Source organism: Pseudomonas umsongensis, from assembly GCF_012647205.1.
Taxonomy (GTDB): Bacteria; Pseudomonadota; Gammaproteobacteria; order Pseudomonadales; family Pseudomonadaceae; genus Aquipseudomonas; species Aquipseudomonas umsongensis.
Genome location: NZ_CP051487.1, coordinates 1,547,887 through 1,564,515 on the forward strand (window position 1 = coordinate 1,547,887; position 16,629 = coordinate 1,564,515).

The window sequence follows — 16,629 nt, forward strand, 5'->3', positions numbered from 1 at the left end:
GATTACTCCCCTTGGCCGCTGGAAGCCTGCTCAGCTGGCTTGGCGGGGGCCGGGTTTTTTGTGCCGACGTTGGTGGCGTCAGTGGGCTTGACTTCGATGCCCGGCTTGACGAATTGCAGGCCTTCGGTGATCAGGCGATCGCCGGCCTTCAGGCCGTCTTCGATCAGCCATTGGTTGCCGACGGTGCGGTTAGCCTTGAGCTGACGCAGTTCGACCTTGTTGTCGGGACCTACGACCAGCGCGGTCGGCATGCCTTTGAGGTCGCGGGTGACGCCTTGTTGCGGCGCCAGGATCGCGGCGCTGTTCACGCCTGCCTGCAACTGGGCGTGCACGAACATGCCCGGCAGAAGGGTGTGGTCAGGGTTCGGGAACACGGCGCGCAGGGTCACAGAGCCGGTGGTCTGGTCAACCGAGACCTCGGAGAACTCCAGCTTGCCGTCGAGCTTGTACTGGCTGCCATCCTCGAGGGTCAGTTTGACTTTCGCGGCGTTGTCGCCGGCTTTTTGCAGACGACCGCTTTCCAGTTCGCGGCGCAGCGTAAGCAGCTCGACCGAAGACTGGGTGACGTCGACGTAGATCGGGTCCAGCTGTTGGATCACCGCCATCGCTTCGGCCTGGCCGTTGCTGACCAGTGCACCTTCGGTGACCGACGAGCGACCGATCCGACCGGTCAACGGCGCATAGACCTTGGTGTAGCGCACGTTGATCTGGGCCGTTTGCAGTGCGGCTTCCGATTGCAGGCGATTGGCCACGGCGGTGTCGTATTCCTGGCGGCTCACGGCCTGTTCGTCGACCAGTTGCTTGTAGCGGTCAGAGATCGACTTGGTCGAACGCAAGTTGGCTTCGGCGCTTTTGAGCGTAGCGTCATAAACCGATGGATCGATCTGATACAGCTGCTGACCGGCCTTGACGTCGCCGCCTTCCTTGAAAAGACGCTTGAGAATGATGCCGTTGACCTGTGGGCGCACTTCGGCAATGCGGAATGCACTGGTGCGACCCGGCAGATCGGACGTCAACGTAAACGTTTGCGTCTGCAGAGTGACGACGCCGACCTGAGGCGGTGGTGCGGCCGGAGGGGCCTCTTCTTTTTTACATCCGCTGAGCAGCGATGCCAGGGCGACGGCGGCGACCAGAGCGGTAACAGCTGGCTTGAATTGCATGAAAATCCTCGGGTCAGGCGCGAAACAAACGCACAAGAAAAAATTGAAGGTTAAAAAGTGGGGGCCGAGTGGATAAGTAGCATGCTAAGGAATATACTTACGTTCATGGCTGTTTGTAAATACCTTGGTCACGTACCCAATCCGTTACAAACGCCGTCGCAAGGTTCGAATTGTAGGCCCGGGGACGATACCCAAGAGCACTCGCCCCGCTTTTATTCAGCTGATATCCAGACATCGCTGAAGCATCCTGATTGAGGTTGTACTGCCATGGTCCGTCGTACCAAAGAGGAAGCTCAAGAAACCCGCAGCCAGATAATTGAGGCGGCAGAAAAAGCCTTTTTTGAAAGGGGCGTGGCGCGCACGACACTGGCGGATATCGCGACCCTGGCCGGCGTCACTCGTGGGGCTATCTACTGGCATTTCAGCAACAAGGCGGATCTGGTGCAGGCCATGCTCGACACCCTGCACGAGCCTCTGGATGAAATGGCCAAGGCCAGCGTAGACGCGGACGAACTCGACCCCTTGGGCTGCATGCGCAAGCTGTTGATTCATTTGTTTCATCAAGTTGCTTTGGACCCGAAAACCCGACGCATCAACGAAATTCTGTTTCATAAGTGCGAGTTCACCGATGAAATGTGCGACCTGCGCCTTCAGCGTGTGGCGGCCAGCCTGGACTGCAATGTACAGATCGACCTGGCCTTGAGTAACGCCGTGAATCGCGGGCAATTGCCGGAAAACCTCGACACGGCTCGCGCGGCCATCAGCCTGCATGCCTATATCGATGGCATCCTGTACCAGTGGCTGCTGGCGCCCGACAGTTTTCAACTGCACCTTGACGCAGAGCGTTGGGTTGAAACCGGGTTGGACATGCTGCGCTTGAGCCCCAGTCTGCGCAAATGAAACAATATGTAGAATTGGAGGCGAGCGCTGATCCTTCAGCGCTCGTCTGTTCGCGATGGCATGCTTTTATATACGTACGCGTGCCAGGTTGAAAGGTAGCGAGTTTCATATTTTGTAGGGAATTTGTGTCGCGGGTAGTAAGGCAGGCTCAGACGCAGAGGTGAACACTCGCGTGACAAATGCCCTGGCTGACCACGCTTGTCGAACCGGCGGATTGGCCACCATCAGCCCAGGATGATTTCTACCTCGAAGTCGAAGGGCGCCTCATCACCCATTCGAGTGGTTGTGGTCGAGCACTTGATACTGGATGAGCCAATCGACGTGACGGTGTTTTTTACACTTGGCCTGAGCGTTGGCGTATGAACGCCAAATGACGTATTCATGATCATGCCCAGATCGAAGCGGACTCCGATATGATTATCGACGAAGTCTATAAACTGATTGAACATGATTTTGTTTTTAGGCCAGGGGTAGGCATAGCTATAGTCAAAGTCGCATTTAAATGCAGTTTGTCCTTGGGTGGGCGTCTGGAACGATTCGCGCTCTGCCTTGCTCATGGGTAAGCTGGTCTGGGCAATACCGAATGTATGAGACGTATTATTGATGATTTTGACAATCACACGCGTATGTTTTGGACCCCTTTTCTGATTTCGCCATTGTTCGATTTTTTGATTCAGCGCGTTCGTATATTCCGCTTCTTCCAGCAAATCAATCAGCTCCACCTTGGCCTTGCCTACCAGATCGTCCAGCATGGCCTGGTATTCCTCGCTGAGCAGGTGCGGCGAAAGCTGGTAAAGAATACCGATAGAGGTAGCTTTAAAGAACGCGAACAATTGGTCGTAGGGTTGGTTAACTTCGTTGTCAGTGTCTTCACTGGTGTTCATGTCGATTCCTTTCGATAAAGTGAGTTTTGTCTTAGTTATGAGGAGTACAGCTGTCTGTGGAAAATTTATTATCTGTATTGGTGGTGCGTGCCGGAAGAGGTGGATGATGTCTGGATGTGTGTTGAATGCTTTTTTAGTGTGCTCGAAAGTTATTTTAATAAAAAAGCCCCGGCGCTTTCGAGTCGGGGCTTTTGCGTTTCAAGCTATGAAACTTACAGCGTCGGGTAGTCGATGTATCCCACCGGGCCCTTGGCGTAGAACAGCTCCGGACGAGCCTCGTTGAGCGGCGTATCCGCTTTCAGGCGCGCCGGCAAGTCCGGGTTGGCAATGAATGGCACACCGAAGGCGACTGCATCAGCCTTGCCGCTCGCCAGCCAGGCATTGGCGCTGTCCTTGGTAAAGCGTTCGTTGATGATGTACGGGCCACCGAAGGCTTCCTTGATTTGCGGTCCCAGGCTGTCGGCGCCTTCTTTTTCGCGCGAGCAGATGAAGGCGATGCCGCGTTTGCCCAGTTCGCGAGCGACGTAGGTGAAGGTTTCGGCCAGGTTGTCGTCACCCATGTCATGGGAGTCGGCGCGAGGTGCCAGGTGCACACCGACACGGCCGGCGCCCCAGACCTCGATCGCGGCATCGGTCACTTCCAGCAACAGCCGGGCACGGTTTTTCACGGAACCGCCGTATTGGTCGGTGCGCTGGTTGGTGCTGCTTTGCAGGAACTGGTCGAGCAGGTAGCCGTTGGCGCCGTGGATTTCCACGCCATCAAAACCGGCGGCCTTGGCGTTTTCGGCACCCACGCGGTAAGCGTCGACGATGTCGGCGATTTCAGCGGTTTCCAGCGCGCGGGGCGTTGGGTAATCGGCCAGCGGACGCACCAGGCTGACGTGGCCTTTAGGCTGGATGGCGCTTGGGGCGACCGGTTTTTCGCCATTCAGGTACGACTCGTGGGACACCCGGCCGACGTGCCACAGTTGCAGGAAGATCTTGCCGCCCGCGCCGTGGATCGCCTTGGTGACGTTGGTCCAGCCGCGCACCTGGTCGTTGGACCAGATGCCCGGGGTGTCCGGGTAGCCGACGCCCATCGGGGTGACCGAAGTGGCTTCGCTGAGGATCAGGCCAGCCGAAGCGCGTTGTACGTAATATTCGGCCATCAACGCGCTGGGCACACGGCCTTCGTCGGCGCGGCAGCGGGTCAGCGGGGCCATGATGATGCGGTTGGCCAGCTCGAGGTCGCCCAGTTTGATCGGATCGAAAATAGTCGTCATGAAATAGCTCTCTTGTGAAGATCAGTTGGTAACGGGGGCCAGTTCGGGGTCACCGCTCTGACGGAAAGTGATCAGGGTCGCCAGCAGGGCGAGTACCGCGAGGGCCGCTGCCGCGAGAGGCACGCTGGTCAGGCCGAAACCGTGGGCGATGACGCTGCCACCGACCCAGGCGCCCAATGCGTTGCCGACGTTGAAGGCGCCGATGTTCAGGGTCGAGACCAGGTTCGGTGCCGCCTTGCCGTAGGTCACCACGTTGACTTGCAGGGCAGGCACGGCGGCGAAACACGCGGTGGCCCAGAGGAACAGGGTGATTTCGGTCGGGATCAGCGCGACGCTGGTCCAGGTCAGTACGGTGGAGACCACGGCCATGGCGATGAAGACGCCGATCAGGGTTGCCGCCAGGCCTTTGTCCGCCAGCTTGCCACCGATGATGTTGCCGACGGTCAAACCCAGGCCGATGAGCATCAAGGTCCAGGTCACGCCACGGGGCGAGACACCGGTGACTTCGCCCAGCAGTGGCGCTACGTAAGTGAACAGGGTGAATACAGAGGCGGCGAACAGTGCCGTCATGCTCAGGGACAACCAGATACCGGCGCCTTTGAGGGCGCGCAATTCGGCGCGCATGTCGAGTTTTTCTTCATCGCGGTTGGCCGGCAGGAAGCGGATCAGGCCGATCAATGCGATTACGCCGATCACGGTCACCGCCCAGAAAGTCGAGCGCCAGCCGGCCTGTTGGCCGAGCGCGGTGCCCAGCGGTACGCCGAGGACGTTGGCCAGGGTCAGGCCGGTGAACATCAAGGCCACGGCCGAGGCGCGCTTGTTGGCGGGCACCAGGCCTGCCGCCACCACCGAACCGATGCCGAAGAACGCACCATGGCACAGGGCGGTCACCACTCGGGCAAACATCAGCACGTTGTAGTCACTGGCTACCGCGCAAAGCAGGTTACCGACAATGAAAATGCCCATCAACGCTACCAGGGCGGCCTTGCGCGGCAGCCGGGCGGTGGCCAGTGCCATGAATGGCGCACCAATGGCCACGCCCAAGGCGTAACCGGTTACCAGCCAGCCGGCACCGGGGATCGACACACCGAGGTCGGCCGCCACATCGGGCAGCAAGCCCATGATGACGAACTCGGTGGTGCCGATGGCGAAGGCGCTTAACGCCAATATGAGTAGCGAGAGGGGCATGGGTGGATTCCTTGTCGGCTGGCTGACGTAAAGGGTCAGAGCTCTTTGCTGAAGACTTTGAGGAACTCCTGGATGGTTTCCTCGTTACGTTTGAAAAAGTGCCACTGGCCGACCTTGCGGCTGCTGATCAGGCCGGCGCGTTGCAGGGTCGCCAGGTGTGCCGACACCGTGGACTGCGACAGGCCGCAACGTTGATCGATCTGCCCGGCGCAAACGCCGTGCTCGTTACTGTGGGACTGGTCGGGGAATTCGACGGTCGGGTCTTTGAGCCAGTGCAGGATGTCTCGCCGTACTGGGTGCGCCAGGGCTTTTATTATTTCGTCGAGGTCAAGGTTCATGGTCGGGGGCTCGTGATTAGTAAAACGCTATATCGCGATGAAGCGAACTTTAAATCGGTATTTCGCGATATACCAATATGATTTCGATCTGATGACCGAGTAAATCGATATATCGGGTTATAACGATACGAGGATTGTATAGGGTCAAGGGCACAGTGCTAAGCTGCGCCCATGAACTATCTCGCACATCTTCACCTCGGTGGCCATCGTCCCGGTCAATTGCTCGGCAGTCTCTATGGCGATTTCGTCAAGGGACGGCTGCAGGGGCAGTTCGATCCGGAAATCGAAACGGCCATCCAGCTGCATCGCAGCATCGACGTATTTACCGATCGCCATCCGCTGGTGGATGTCGCGTTGTCGAGGTTTTCCCTGACGCGCCGGCGTTATGCCGGAATCGTGCTTGATGTATTTTTTGATCATTGCCTGGCCCGGGACTGGACGCTGTACGCGGATCAGCCGCTGGAACTGTTCACCTCGGACGTGTACCGGGTGTTGTCCGCCCAACCTGAACTGCCGGATCGCCTGGCGACAATCGCGCCGCACATGGTGGCCCATGACTGGTTGGGGTCTTATCGGGAATTCGAAGTGCTGGAGCAGGTATTGCGGGGGATTTCTCGACGCTTGACCCGACCGGAGGAACTGGCGGCGGCGATGCAGGAGTTGCGCGTGTTGTATGAGCCGTTGAGCGAGGATTTCCGGTTGTTCTATCCGCAGCTGCAGGATTTTGCCCAAAACCAGCCAACACCATAAAGCTATTGTGGGAGCGAGCAAGCCCGCTCCCACAGGAGATCTATGTTTATGCCGCGATAGCGGGTCGCATCGGGGCTTGCCGGGGTTCCGGAATGGCCCCAAACAATGCCTTCTGCACCGCCTGCTGCGCTTCGAACGCCAGCGCAGCACGTTCGCGGCCTTCGCATGGGATCGGCTTGAGCAGATGAATCTCCACCGCGCCGCGGTCGTTGGCAAACAAGCGCATCAGGTGCGACAGCAAATCATCATCGCCAATGAACGGTGCCAGTGTGTCGGGTTCACCGTTGCGCACATAACGAATCGCCACCGGTTGCAGTTTCACCTCGGAGTCGATCGCCGCCGACAGAAGGCGACCGTGAAAGGTGCGCAGCGAACGGCCATCGGTAGTCGTGCCTTCCGGGAACATCAGCAGCGGATGTGCCTGTTGCAGGTGGCGCGTCATCTGTTTGCGGATCAACTGGCTGTCACCCGAACCGCGACGGATAAACAGGCTGCCGGCCTTGGCCGCCAACCAGCCCGCCACCGGCCAGGTGCGCACTTCGGCCTTGGACAGGAACGACAGCGGCGTGAGCATTCCCAACAGCGGGATGTCGGTCCAGGACACGTGGTTGCTGACCCAGAGCATTGGCGTCTTGGGCAACTCACCGTGCAGGGTCACGTCGAAGGGCAAGGAGTTGCTCAGGCGTGCCATGAAAAACCGCGACCAGCGCTGGCGGCGTTCCATCGAGTGAGCCAGCCCCAGGCGTTCGAACATACCGAATACGCTGGCCATGCTCAGGCCGAGCGCGACCACCAGAAGCACCCGGGCGATTCGCGCGTACACGCGCAAGCGACTCATCAGACAGCCGCCTTGAAGTGTTTGGCGTAACGCGGGCAGAGTTCGTCGCGCTTGAGCAGGATGAACACATCGGCCACCTGGAAATCTTCGTCCCAGCACGGCTCGCCGCAGATCTTCGCGCCCAGGCGCATGTAGGCCTTGAGCAGTGGCGGCATTTCGGCGATCACGTTCGAGGGAATGTCCAGGGTGGGCAGCGGCTTTTTCGGTTCCGCCCGCAAGTGTTCGGTGCACAGGTAGCGTTCACGCAGGCGCTGCATGATTGCGTGGGCCTGGATCCCGCCGTCCTGCATCGGAATGCTTGCGCAACCCATCAAGTAACTGTATCCGCCCTGGTTCAGGACTTCGGCCAGTTCGCCCCAGAGCACGGCGATGGTACCGCCATTGCGGTAGGCCGGGTCGACGCAGGTGCGACCGATTTCCAGGATCGGGCCTTTGAGGTGAACGAGCCCGTGCAGGCTGAATTCTTCTTCGCTGTAGAATTTGCCCAGGCTGCTGGCGGCGGTATGGTCGAGCAGCCGGGTGGTCGCCACCAGGCGCCCGGTGTTCAGGTCACGCACGCCGATGTGAACGCAGTGAACATCATAGTCGTCCATGTCCAGACCCAATTCCGCGCCCTTGAGCTTGGCGTTGAACTCGCCGCTGAACACGTTGAAGCGCAGGGCCTGGGCTTCCTGCAAAGCCTCGGCGCCGACCAGGCGTTCGGCTTGCAGGCGGCGTTCGTTGCCGGTGTCGCTGATGCGTGCGATCTGAGTCATGGCGAATCTCCGTGCGGGCTGCTCACCCGTCTTGGGGTTACAGCGAATCGACTTTCTTTATCCAGCCGTGTTGTGCAAAGTTAGGCTATGTAGCCCCGGTGTCATCGCCGTTAAGCTTTGGTGATGCTTGTATGACAGCCCACAAGGAGCCTCTTATGCCCTGGCAAACCCTGTTGAACCGCCACGCTCGCTTGCCCGCCAATCCGGATCTGGGCGAGGGGTTCGCAACGTTGTTGCAGCAGCTGGGTAACGTCGCCCCGTTTGAACTGGCCGTGGTCGGTGCACGCTTGATGGCGACGCCGGGGCTGGCATTCCTGGTGGGCTATCAGGCGGCGTTGCGCATGCTGTGGCCAAGCGCGCCGTTGAGCCTTGGCGCACTGTGCGCGACCGAGCAACGCAGCCTGCGGGTGGCTGACATGCAAACCCGTCTGCACGATTTGCGCTTGAGCGGACGCAAGGATTTCGTCACTGCAGGCGATGCCGCCGACTGGCTGCTGATTGCCGCCTGCAGCGAACAGCAAGGCGAAGCTCCGCGCCTGAGCCTGGCGGTGGTCTACCCCGATGAACCGGGCGTGCGGGTGGAAAAACTGCCGCCGATTCCGTTGATGCCGGACATCAGCCATGGCCGGCTATTTCTCGACAATGCATTGTGCGAATTGCTCGCGGGGGATGGCTGGGATGCGTACGTCAAGCCATTCCGGACCCTGGAAGACATCTATGTCTTGAGTGCCATGACCGCCTGGCTGTACGGCGTTGGCCAGGACAGTGACTGGCCGCAAGCCTTGCAGTTGCGCTTGCTGGCGCTGCTGGCCGGGTGTGCGGAGGTCAGTCGACATCCCCCCGTCAGTCCGGCGGGGCATGTGTTGCTCGGTGGTCTGTTTGCGCAGTTCGAGGGGCTCAAGGGTGAGATCAACGCAGCGCTGGCCGAGGGCCCGCCACAGTGGGCGGCGATGTGGCAGCGCGATCAGGCGGTACTGGATCTGGCGGCCGGGGCCAGGGGCAAGCGGTTGGCCAAGGCACTATCCGGATCTTCGCTGAATTGACTGACGCCTTCGCGAGCAAGCCCGCTCCCACATTTGATCGCAATCATTCTGGGAACCCGGTTAAATGTGGGAGCGGGCTTGCTCGCGAAGGCGGTCGCAGTAACAACACAAATCCCGGAACTGTCATCAACCTCGACTAGGCTCAGCAGGTTCATCGCCACGAGCCCCCGCCATGCCCAAAGGCCTGTTCCTGTTTTTCATGCTGTTGCTCAGTCTCCCGGCCCACGCTGAAGACTGGCCCACTGAGCAATGGCCCACAGGGCCAGCCATCACCGGTCCGGCGCTTCAAGCACTAGAGGCATATGCCTTCCCACCCCGCGACGACACCACCCGCCGAGGCATTCGCAGCGACGCCTTGCTCGTCATCCGCGACGGCCAGTTGATCTACGAACGCTACGCCGGCCCGACCAATGCCCAGACGCCGCATCTCACCTGGTCCATCAGCAAAAGCCTGATGGCCACGGTCCTCGGCGTAGCTTATGGCGATGGCCGGTTCAGGCTCGAGGACCCGGTGGCCAAATTTTACCCGCCACTGGAAAAACACCCGGACCTGACCATGGCCGACCTGCTGCACTGGGCCTCCGGCATCGACTGGCAGGAAGACTACGAATACGCACCGTTGAAGTCGTCGGTGGTGGCCATGCTCTACACCCGTGGTCACTCGGACATGGCTGCCTTCACGGCCGATCACCACTCGTACGCAGCAGCGGGGCAGGCGTTTCGCTATTCCAGTGGCGACACCAATCTACTGTCCGCCGCGCTGAAAAACATCGTTGGTGCAGAGCGCTACCCGAACTATCCGTGGAGTGCGTTGTTCGAGCCATTGGGCATTCGTAGCGCGGTTTGGGAAACCGACGCTACGGGAACGTTCGTCGCCTCGTCCTATGCCTACCTCACCGCTCGGGATCTGGCTCGCATCGGTCTGTTGATGGCGCGAGACGGTCGCTGGGGCGATAAACAACTGCTACCCAAAGACTGGGTTGTTTTCAATCGCGAGCCCTTCATTGGCTATCGCGCCAATCAGGATGAGGCGGTTCCCGGCGGCCACTGGTGGCTCAATCGTGCAACAGGCGGTGGCGCCCGACCCTGGCCCGATGCACCTGCCGACACCTTCGCTGCGCTGGGCCACTGGGGGCAGGCGATGTACGTGATTCCTGGCGCGAACCTGGTGATCGTCCGCTACGGCGATGATCGCGACGGCAGCTATCGGCACAATGAATTGCTCAGGCTTGCGCTTGAGGCGTTTGCCGGGAGTGAGCAGCCATGAGCAGCTTCATTCGTCGCCGTCCTTTCAGTGCGCTGCTGCTGGTCCTGTTGCTCGCCTTGGTAGGCTGGGTCTGGCATGAGCGAGTGGCGCTGATGGCGTTCCCCGACATCATCAGTGCATACACTGCGAAAGAATATTGCTCATGCCGCTACGTGATGGGTAACGACACCGAGTATTGCCTCAGCTATGTAAAGCAGTGGTTGCCCACCAGCGGTTTTTACGATGACGCCCCCAACAAGCGCATCACCGTCAGCGGCATGGGGCGCACTAATCGTGCAGCCTGGATCGGTGAACGCCAGGGCTGCCGCTTGAACCCCTGACGCCACACACAACACCCGTGGGAGCGAGCCTGCTCGCGAAAGCGTCGGCAGACTCAACGCAAGCAGTGGGACTGGTAGAGCATTCGCGAGCAGGCTCGCTCCCACAGGGTATTGGGCGAATTTCAATTGATCGGCCACCCAGGTTCCATCCAGTGGAACCACATTCGATTGTCCTCGCGCGCGACTCGCGGTTATCTGGTGGCGAACGCGACCTGCCGTTGATACGTCGCGCAATCACAGCGAACAAAAAGAACGGGAATACACCCGGCCCGAGGACATTCGACATGACCCGACATCAGCACATCCTTGCCTGGCTCAACGACGTCGCCAGCGACCTGCATGCCACCCGACAGGATATCCACGCCCATCCGGAACTCGGTTTCGAGGAAAGTCGCACCTCGGCGCTGGTCGCCAGGTCTCTCGAAGAATGGGGCTACGAGGTTCACACAGGTATCGGCAAGACCGGCGTAGTCGGCGTCCTGCGCAACGGCAGCAGCCCGCGCAAGTTGGGGATACGGGCCGACATGGATGCACTGCCGATCATCGAGAACACCGGGGCGGCCTACAGCAGCCGGCATCAGGGCTGCATGCATGCCTGTGGACACGATGGACACACCGCGATGTTGTTGGGCGCGGCGCGCTATCTGGCGGCGACTCGCCAGTTCGATGGCACGCTGACCCTGATATTCCAGCCAGCCGAAGAAGGCCAGGGCGGCGCCGAAGCGATGCTCGCCGATGGCCTGCTCGAACGTTTCCCTTGCGACGCACTGTTCGGCATGCACAACATGCCGGGCTTGCCAGCGGGGCACCTGGGGTTTCGCGAAGGGCCGATGATGGCTTCGCAGGATTTGCTCACCGTGACCCTCGAAGGCGTCGGCGGGCACGGCTCAATGCCGCATCTGGCGGTCGACCCATTGGTGGCGGCGGCCAGCGTGGTCATGGCCCTGCAAACCGTGGTCGCGCGCAACATCGATGCGCAGCAGGCGGCGGTGGTGACGGTCGGTGCATTGCAAGCCGGGGAGGCGGCCAACGTCATCCCCCAGCAGGCGATCCTGCGCCTGAGCCTGCGCGCGCTGAACGCCCAGGTGCGTGAGCAGACCCTCGACCGAGTGCGCGCGATCATCCAATCCCAGGCGCAAAGCTTCGGTTGCAGTTCGAAAATCGAACACCGTCCGGCTTACCCGGTACTGGTCAACCACGCCGCCGAAACCGAATTCGCCCGGCAAGTCGGCGTCGAGCTGGTCGGTACCGATGCCGTCGATGGCAACACCCCAAAACTGATGGGCAGCGAGGACTTCGCCTGGATGCTGCAACGCTGCCCCGGCGCCTACCTGTTCATCGGCAACGGCGTGTCGCGGCCGATGGTGCACAACCCCGCCTACGACTTCAACGACGACATCCTGCTGACCGGGGCTGCGTATTGGGGCGCGCTGACCGAGAGCTGGCTCAAGCCGGCCTGACCCTTTCACTTTCTACTGCCGCTGGACCGGGCGCGTCGAGTCGCGCCCGGCATCACCCAACAGGTTATTGGAGAGTTCCCCATGCACACTTCGAGCACAGGTGTTTCGCGCACCCGGCAGGTGGTCGCTGCCGTGATCGGCAACGCGCTGGAATGGTATGACTTCATTGTTTACGGCTTTCTGGCGAGCATCATTGCCCGACAGTTTTTTCCGTCCGAAGACGAATATGCGTCGTTACTGATGGCCCTGGCGACGTTCGGCGTCGGGTTTTTCATGCGCCCCGTGGGCGGCATCCTGCTAGGCATGTATTCGGACCGCAAAGGCCGCAAGGCGGCGATGCAGATGATTATCCGCTTGATGACCGTGTCGATCGCGCTGATCGCCTTCGCGCCGAACTACGCCGCTATCGGCATGGGCGCCCCGTTGTTGATCGTAGTGGCGCGGATGCTCCAGGGTTTTGCCACCGGCGGCGAATACGCCAGTGCCACGGCGTTCCTGGTGGAAAGCGCGCCAGCGCACCGCAAGGGGTTGTACGGTTCGTGGCAGTTGGTGGGGCAATGCCTGGCGGTGTTTTCCGGGGCAGGGATGGTGGCGTTGTTCACCCATCTGCTGACCCCCGAAGCCCTGGACAGCTGGGGCTGGAGGATTCCGTTCATGATCGGCCTGTTGATCGGGCCGGTCGGCCTGTGGATTCGCAAGCACATGGAGGAACCGGAAGAATTCCTCGAGGCACGCAAACAAGCCAAAGGCGCGAGCCCGGGTTTGCTGCAAGTGATCCGCGAACATCGTCGCGCCATCCTGGTGTCGATGGGCCTGGCGTGCGGCGCGACGGTGTCGTTCTACGTGGTGCTGGTGAACATGCCGACCTTCGCCCACAAAAACCTCGGCTTGCCGCTGGATCAGGTGCTGCTGGTGCAAATGCTCGCGGTGGCGGTGATGACCGTGGTGATTCCGCTGTCTGGCGCATTGTCGGACCGTCTTGGTCGCCGTCCGGTGTTGATGGCTTTCACCCTGGCATTTTTCCTGATGGTGTATCCGCTGTACGTGTGGGTCGCGGCGGCGCCCTCGGTGGAGCGCTTGCTGGTGATGCAACTGTTGTTGTGCAGTTCGATTGGCGGCTTCTTTGGTCCGGCACCGACGGCGCTGGCCGAGCAGTTTCCGATTGAAGTGCGCTCCACTGGCGTGTCGGTGGCCTATAACGTTGCGGTCATGGTGTTCGGCGGTTTTGCTCCGCTGATCGTCACCTGGCTGAGCAAAGTGTTGGCGACACCGGTGGCGCCTTCGTTCTACGTGTTGTTCGCTTGCGTGCTGACGCTGTTGGGCACTTACTGCATGCAGGAAGCACCACGGGCAAAGCGATCCGTTGCACTTGAACTTGGGGTGAAACCTTGAACATGAATCCGATTGTTGAAATGGACGCCGATGCATTGTCCCAGGCCATCCACGCTCGCGAGGTGTCCTGCCGTGAAGTGATGCAGGCCTATCTGGCGCAGATCGAGCGCTTCAATCCGCAGGTCAATGCGCTGGTGTCGCTGCGACCTGCCGAGGAGCTGCTGGCAGAGGCCGACGCCTGCGACCGACAACTGGACCAGGGCCAGTCCCGGGGCTGGATGCACGGTATGCCGCAAGCGGTGAAGGACCTGGCGGCCACCGCCGGGTTGCGCACGAGCATGGGATCAACGCTGTTCGCCGAACACATTCCACAGCACGACGCCATCAGTGTGGCGCGGGTTCGTGATTGCGGCGCGATCATCATCGGCAAGTCTAACGTGCCGGAATTCGGCCTCGGCTCGCAGACCTACAACAGCGTGTTCGGCACCACCACCAATGCCTACGACCCGTCGTTGATTGCCGGTGGCAGCAGCGGCGGGGCGGCGGTGGCGCTGGCGTTGCGCATGCTGCCGGTAGCCGACGGCAGTGACATGATGGGCTCGCTGCGCAATCCGGCGGCGTTCAATAACGTGTTTGGTTTGCGTCCGTCCCAGGGCCGCGTGCCGCATGGCCCGCAGCCGGAGGTGTTTGTCCAGCAACTGGCCACCGAGGGGCCGATGGGCCGCACCGTCACCGATGTCGCGCGTTTGCTCGGGACCCAGGCCGGGTACGACCCTCGCGTGCCATTGTCATTGACTCAGTGCCCGCAGGTTTTCCATCAGTCGCTTGCGCGAGACTTCGGCGAGGTCCGCGTGGGTTGGCTGGGCGACTACAACGGTTATCTGCCGATGGAGCCTGGCGTAATGAGCCTGTGCGAGTCGGCGCTGCAGGACTTTGCGAGCCTGGGCTGCAAGGTCGAAGCCTGTCAGCCGGATTTCTCCATGGAACGCCTGTGGCAGACTTGGTTGGTGCACCGTCACTGGCTGGTGCACGGCAGTCTCGGCGCGTTGTATGCCGACCCGCGCAAGCGCGAACAACTCAAGCCCGAAGCCCAGTGGGAAATCGAGGGTGGCCTGCGCCTGACTGCGGCCGATGTCTATCAAGCCTCGGTCAGCCGCAGCGAGTGGTATCGCGCCTTGAACGAATTGTTCGAACGTTACGATTTCCTGCTGCTGCCCACCGCCCAAGTGTTCCCTTTTGATGCACAAACCCCTTGGCCGCGGGTGGTCGGCGGGCAAGATATGGACACCTATCACCGCTGGATGGAAGTGGTGATAGGTCCGACCCTGGCAGGTTTGCCAAGCATGAACGTGCCGGTGGGATTCAACCCGGCCGGACTGCCGATGGGCCTGCAAATCATTGGCCCGGCCCAGGCTGACCTTGCGGTTTTGCAGCTGGCTTACGCCCATGAGCAGCTAACGCAATGGGTTACGCGTCGGCCACCCGGTTGTCTGCAAACTGCGTAGAACCTTCGGGCAGGCCCGCATCTTGCTGTGCTTTTTAATAAAAAGAGAGCAGCGATCATCCGATCCGGGCTTAGGGATATCGAATCCATGGAAAACAAGGCAGAAACCGGCAGCGTACGTTCCGTCGAGCGCGCTTTGGCGATCGTCGAGTTGCTGGGTGAGCATCAGGCATTGGGCCTGGAGGAGTTGCACTATTTGACCCGCCTGCCCAAGGCCACGGTGTCGCGCATGTTGCTGACGTTGCAGGAGCAGGGCTGGATCTATCGCGGCTTGAGCGACCGGCGCTACCGTTTGTGTGCCAAGCGCCTGTTCGGTGACAGTCGGCAACGCTTCAAGCGGCGGCTGGTGGAAAGCGCCGCGCCGCTGTTGCTGGAGTTATGCGAACGCACCGGCTTGGTGGCGGACCTGTCGTGCTTCGATGGCGAACGGGTGGAGGTGATGGAAAGTGCGATCCCCTCGGTGCTGCGCAAACGCTATCCGAACAACTGCCAGATCGTCGGCCAGCATGCCAGCCTGTTTCATTCGGCCATGGGACGGGCCTGCCTCGGTGAACTGGAACGTCATGAGGTAGAGCGCCTGGCCGAGCGTGAACGGGTGAGCGACGAATCTCTGTTCAGCGCCACCGAACAGGCATTGCAGCAAGGTTTCGGCCAGCGCACCGAAGGCTACTGGGAATACCCGGTGCGCCTGCCCTTCCTGATTCGTGCGGTGGCCTTGCCGATTCACACCGATGGTCGGCTGGTCGGCAGCATGGCGTTGCACTGGCCGATGGACCAGGCGCCGGTGGAGCGGGTGTTGAGCCTGCACCTCAATAGCCTGGCGGCCACGATTGGCGATGTGCAGCAGGCGATGGCTTGATTGACGCCTAACCTGTAGGAGCGAGCCTGCTCGCGATGGTCGTTAACGATAACGCGGGGTTGCAGGATAAACGTGGTGCTCTTGAGTCCATCGCGAGCATGCTCGCTCCTACAAGTTTGCAATTGGCTCGTGGGCAGTTAAGGTTCAGCACAGGTTTATCTGCCCCCACGAGTTTTTATGTTCAAGCGGTCTGTCACCCAAACCCTCGCCTGCCTGCTATTGGCCGGCGCTTCGCTGTCGGCCCAGGCTAACTGGTATCTGGACGGCGAATCCTCGCGGCTGTCGTTCGTCAGCACCAAAAACGCCAATGTTTCCGAAGTGCAGCGCTTTTTGGTGTTACACGGCAAAGTCGATCCCAACGGCAAGGCCGAGGTAGAAGTCGAGCTCGAATCGGTCAACAGCGGCATTCCCCTGCGCGACGAACGCATGCGCAAGGAGCTGTTCGAAATCCAGACCTTTGCCGAAGCGCTGATCACCACGCAAATCGATCTGCGGCCGATCAACGATCTCGCGCCCGGTGCGCAACTGGAATTGCGCCTGCCGCTGACCGTTGACTTGCACGGCAAGCAACACACCTACAACGCCGAACTGCTGGCTACCCGGCTCGATGACCGGCGTTTCCAGGTGGTGACGCTGGAGCCGGTGGTGATCAATGCCCAGGACTTCGATCTGGCGCCGGGCCTGGAAGCGCTGCGCAAGGTTGCCGACCTGTCAGCCATCAGTCTGTCGGTGCCGGTGGGTGCGGTACTGATCTTCACGGCGCGTTGAC

At 60.6% G+C, this 16,629-nt stretch carries 17 protein-coding genes; 10 read left to right on the plus strand and 7 right to left on the minus strand.

From position 1 onward, the window contains the following. Positions 1–2: 2 nt before the first annotated feature. Positions 3–1,160, minus strand: coding sequence for an efflux RND transporter periplasmic adaptor subunit (locus tag HGP31_RS06930; protein ID WP_020798354.1), 1,158 nt, complete (start codon positions 1,158–1,160; stop codon positions 3–5). A gap of 267 nt (positions 1,161–1,427) precedes the next feature. Here HGP31_RS06930 and emhR point away from each other — a divergent pair, with 267 nt between their 5' ends. Further along, complete coding sequence (gene emhR / locus HGP31_RS06935; protein ID WP_020798355.1) at positions 1,428–2,060, plus strand: efflux system transcriptional repressor EmhR; 633 nt, start codon at positions 1,428–1,430, stop codon at positions 2,058–2,060. Positions 2,061–2,284: 224 nt separating this feature from the next. On the opposite strand, the gene HGP31_RS06940 is transcribed toward emhR, so the two are convergent. The 4 genes from HGP31_RS06940 to HGP31_RS06955 all read right to left on the minus strand — a co-directional run bounded on the left by HGP31_RS06940 (position 2,285) and on the right by HGP31_RS06955 (position 5,732). Continuing rightward, positions 2,285–2,944, minus strand: a complete 660-nt coding sequence (locus HGP31_RS06940; protein WP_020798356.1) for a hypothetical protein — start codon at positions 2,942–2,944, stop codon at positions 2,285–2,287. A 212-nt stretch (positions 2,945–3,156) separates the two neighbouring features. Next, positions 3,157–4,206, minus strand: a complete 1,050-nt coding sequence (locus HGP31_RS06945) for an alkene reductase (RefSeq protein WP_168757362.1) — start codon at positions 4,204–4,206, stop codon at positions 3,157–3,159. Positions 4,207–4,227: 21 nt separating this feature from the next. Then, positions 4,228–5,394, minus strand: a complete 1,167-nt coding sequence (locus HGP31_RS06950) for an MFS transporter (RefSeq protein WP_020798359.1) — start codon at positions 5,392–5,394, stop codon at positions 4,228–4,230. 35 nt (positions 5,395–5,429) lie between these two features. Continuing rightward, positions 5,430–5,732, minus strand: a complete 303-nt coding sequence (locus tag HGP31_RS06955) for an ArsR/SmtB family transcription factor (RefSeq protein WP_008056907.1) — start codon at positions 5,730–5,732, stop codon at positions 5,430–5,432. A gap of 171 nt (positions 5,733–5,903) precedes the next feature. On the opposite strand from HGP31_RS06955, the gene HGP31_RS06960 reads away from it, so the two are divergent. Next, positions 5,904–6,482, plus strand: a complete 579-nt coding sequence (locus tag HGP31_RS06960; protein ID WP_020798360.1) for an acyl carrier protein phosphodiesterase — start codon at positions 5,904–5,906, stop codon at positions 6,480–6,482. Positions 6,483–6,528: 46 nt separating this feature from the next. On the opposite strand, the gene HGP31_RS06965 is transcribed toward HGP31_RS06960, so the two are convergent. Together HGP31_RS06965 and olsB are read right to left on the minus strand one after the other, a co-directional pair. Continuing rightward, a complete protein-coding gene (locus HGP31_RS06965; RefSeq protein WP_020798361.1) occupies positions 6,529–7,320 on the minus strand; it encodes a lysophospholipid acyltransferase family protein in 792 nt (263 codons plus the stop codon). Beyond that, positions 7,320–8,075: an L-ornithine N(alpha)-acyltransferase gene (olsB, locus tag HGP31_RS06970; protein ID WP_020798362.1), complete on the minus strand. Its 756-nt coding sequence runs from the start codon at positions 8,073–8,075 to the stop codon at positions 7,320–7,322. Before olsB ends, HGP31_RS06965 begins: the two co-directional genes overlap by 1 nt. A gap of 155 nt (positions 8,076–8,230) precedes the next feature. Between olsB and HGP31_RS06975 the strand changes: the two genes are divergently transcribed. The 8 genes from HGP31_RS06975 to HGP31_RS07010 all read left to right on the plus strand — a co-directional run bounded on the left by HGP31_RS06975 (position 8,231) and on the right by HGP31_RS07010 (position 16,628). Further along, positions 8,231–9,118: an acyl-CoA dehydrogenase middle domain-containing protein gene (locus HGP31_RS06975; protein ID WP_168757363.1), complete on the plus strand. Its 888-nt coding sequence runs from the start codon at positions 8,231–8,233 to the stop codon at positions 9,116–9,118. A gap of 172 nt (positions 9,119–9,290) precedes the next feature. Next, complete coding sequence (locus HGP31_RS06980) at positions 9,291–10,385, plus strand: serine hydrolase domain-containing protein (RefSeq protein ID WP_033042957.1); 1,095 nt, start codon at positions 9,291–9,293, stop codon at positions 10,383–10,385. Continuing rightward, a complete protein-coding gene (locus HGP31_RS06985) occupies positions 10,382–10,705 on the plus strand; it encodes a hypothetical protein (RefSeq protein WP_020798365.1) in 324 nt (107 codons plus the stop codon). Before HGP31_RS06980 ends, HGP31_RS06985 begins: the two co-directional genes overlap by 4 nt. Positions 10,706–10,989: 284 nt before the next feature. After that, complete coding sequence (locus HGP31_RS06990) at positions 10,990–12,165, plus strand: M20 aminoacylase family protein (protein WP_020798366.1); 1,176 nt, start codon at positions 10,990–10,992, stop codon at positions 12,163–12,165. Positions 12,166–12,246: 81 nt separating this feature from the next. Beyond that, the gene (locus HGP31_RS06995; protein ID WP_168757364.1) at positions 12,247–13,557 is read left to right on the plus strand and encodes a citrate-proton symporter; all 1,311 of its coding nucleotides are present in this window, start codon (positions 12,247–12,249) and stop codon (positions 13,555–13,557) included. 2 nt (positions 13,558–13,559) lie between these two features. Beyond that, complete coding sequence (locus HGP31_RS07000) at positions 13,560–15,002, plus strand: amidase (RefSeq protein ID WP_168757365.1); 1,443 nt, start codon at positions 13,560–13,562, stop codon at positions 15,000–15,002. Between the two features lie 87 nt (positions 15,003–15,089). Then, the gene (locus HGP31_RS07005) at positions 15,090–15,860 is read left to right on the plus strand and encodes an IclR family transcriptional regulator (RefSeq protein WP_020798369.1); all 771 of its coding nucleotides are present in this window, start codon (positions 15,090–15,092) and stop codon (positions 15,858–15,860) included. A 177-nt stretch (positions 15,861–16,037) separates the two neighbouring features. Then, positions 16,038–16,628: a YceI family protein gene (locus HGP31_RS07010; RefSeq protein WP_020798370.1), complete on the plus strand. Its 591-nt coding sequence runs from the start codon at positions 16,038–16,040 to the stop codon at positions 16,626–16,628. The last annotated feature ends 1 nt before the right edge of the window (position 16,629 follow it).

Excerpts from the sequence above, each read along its gene's own strand:
- HGP31_RS06950 (WP_020798359.1), bottom strand. The coding sequence starts at position 5,394 with ATGCCCCTCTCGCTACTCATATTGGCGTTAAGCGCCTTCGCCATCGGC.
- HGP31_RS06995 (WP_168757364.1), top strand. The coding sequence starts at position 12,247 with ATGCACACTTCGAGCACAGGTGTTTCGCGCACCCGGCAGGTGGTCGCT.
- HGP31_RS07000 (WP_168757365.1), top strand. The coding sequence starts at position 13,560 with ATGAATCCGATTGTTGAAATGGACGCCGATGCATTGTCCCAGGCCATC.
- HGP31_RS06960 (WP_020798360.1), top strand. The coding sequence starts at position 5,904 with ATGAACTATCTCGCACATCTTCACCTCGGTGGCCATCGTCCCGGTCAA.
- HGP31_RS06945 (WP_168757362.1), bottom strand. The coding sequence starts at position 4,206 with ATGACGACTATTTTCGATCCGATCAAACTGGGCGACCTCGAGCTGGCC.
- HGP31_RS06990 (WP_020798366.1), top strand. The coding sequence starts at position 10,990 with ATGACCCGACATCAGCACATCCTTGCCTGGCTCAACGACGTCGCCAGC.
- HGP31_RS06930 (WP_020798354.1), bottom strand. The coding sequence starts at position 1,160 with ATGCAATTCAAGCCAGCTGTTACCGCTCTGGTCGCCGCCGTCGCCCTG.
- olsB (WP_020798362.1), bottom strand. The coding sequence starts at position 8,075 with ATGACTCAGATCGCACGCATCAGCGACACCGGCAACGAACGCCGCCTG.
- HGP31_RS07010 (WP_020798370.1), top strand. The coding sequence starts at position 16,038 with ATGTTCAAGCGGTCTGTCACCCAAACCCTCGCCTGCCTGCTATTGGCC.
- HGP31_RS06965 (WP_020798361.1), bottom strand. The coding sequence starts at position 7,320 with ATGAGTCGCTTGCGCGTGTACGCGCGAATCGCCCGGGTGCTTCTGGTG.
- HGP31_RS06975 (WP_168757363.1), top strand. The coding sequence starts at position 8,231 with ATGCCCTGGCAAACCCTGTTGAACCGCCACGCTCGCTTGCCCGCCAAT.
- HGP31_RS07005 (WP_020798369.1), top strand. The coding sequence starts at position 15,090 with ATGGAAAACAAGGCAGAAACCGGCAGCGTACGTTCCGTCGAGCGCGCT.
- HGP31_RS06980 (WP_033042957.1), top strand. The coding sequence starts at position 9,291 with ATGCCCAAAGGCCTGTTCCTGTTTTTCATGCTGTTGCTCAGTCTCCCG.
- emhR (WP_020798355.1), top strand. The coding sequence starts at position 1,428 with ATGGTCCGTCGTACCAAAGAGGAAGCTCAAGAAACCCGCAGCCAGATA.
- HGP31_RS06985 (WP_020798365.1), top strand. The coding sequence starts at position 10,382 with ATGAGCAGCTTCATTCGTCGCCGTCCTTTCAGTGCGCTGCTGCTGGTC.
- HGP31_RS06955 (WP_008056907.1), bottom strand. The coding sequence starts at position 5,732 with ATGAACCTTGACCTCGACGAAATAATAAAAGCCCTGGCGCACCCAGTA.
- HGP31_RS06940 (WP_020798356.1), bottom strand. The coding sequence starts at position 2,944 with ATGAACACCAGTGAAGACACTGACAACGAAGTTAACCAACCCTACGAC.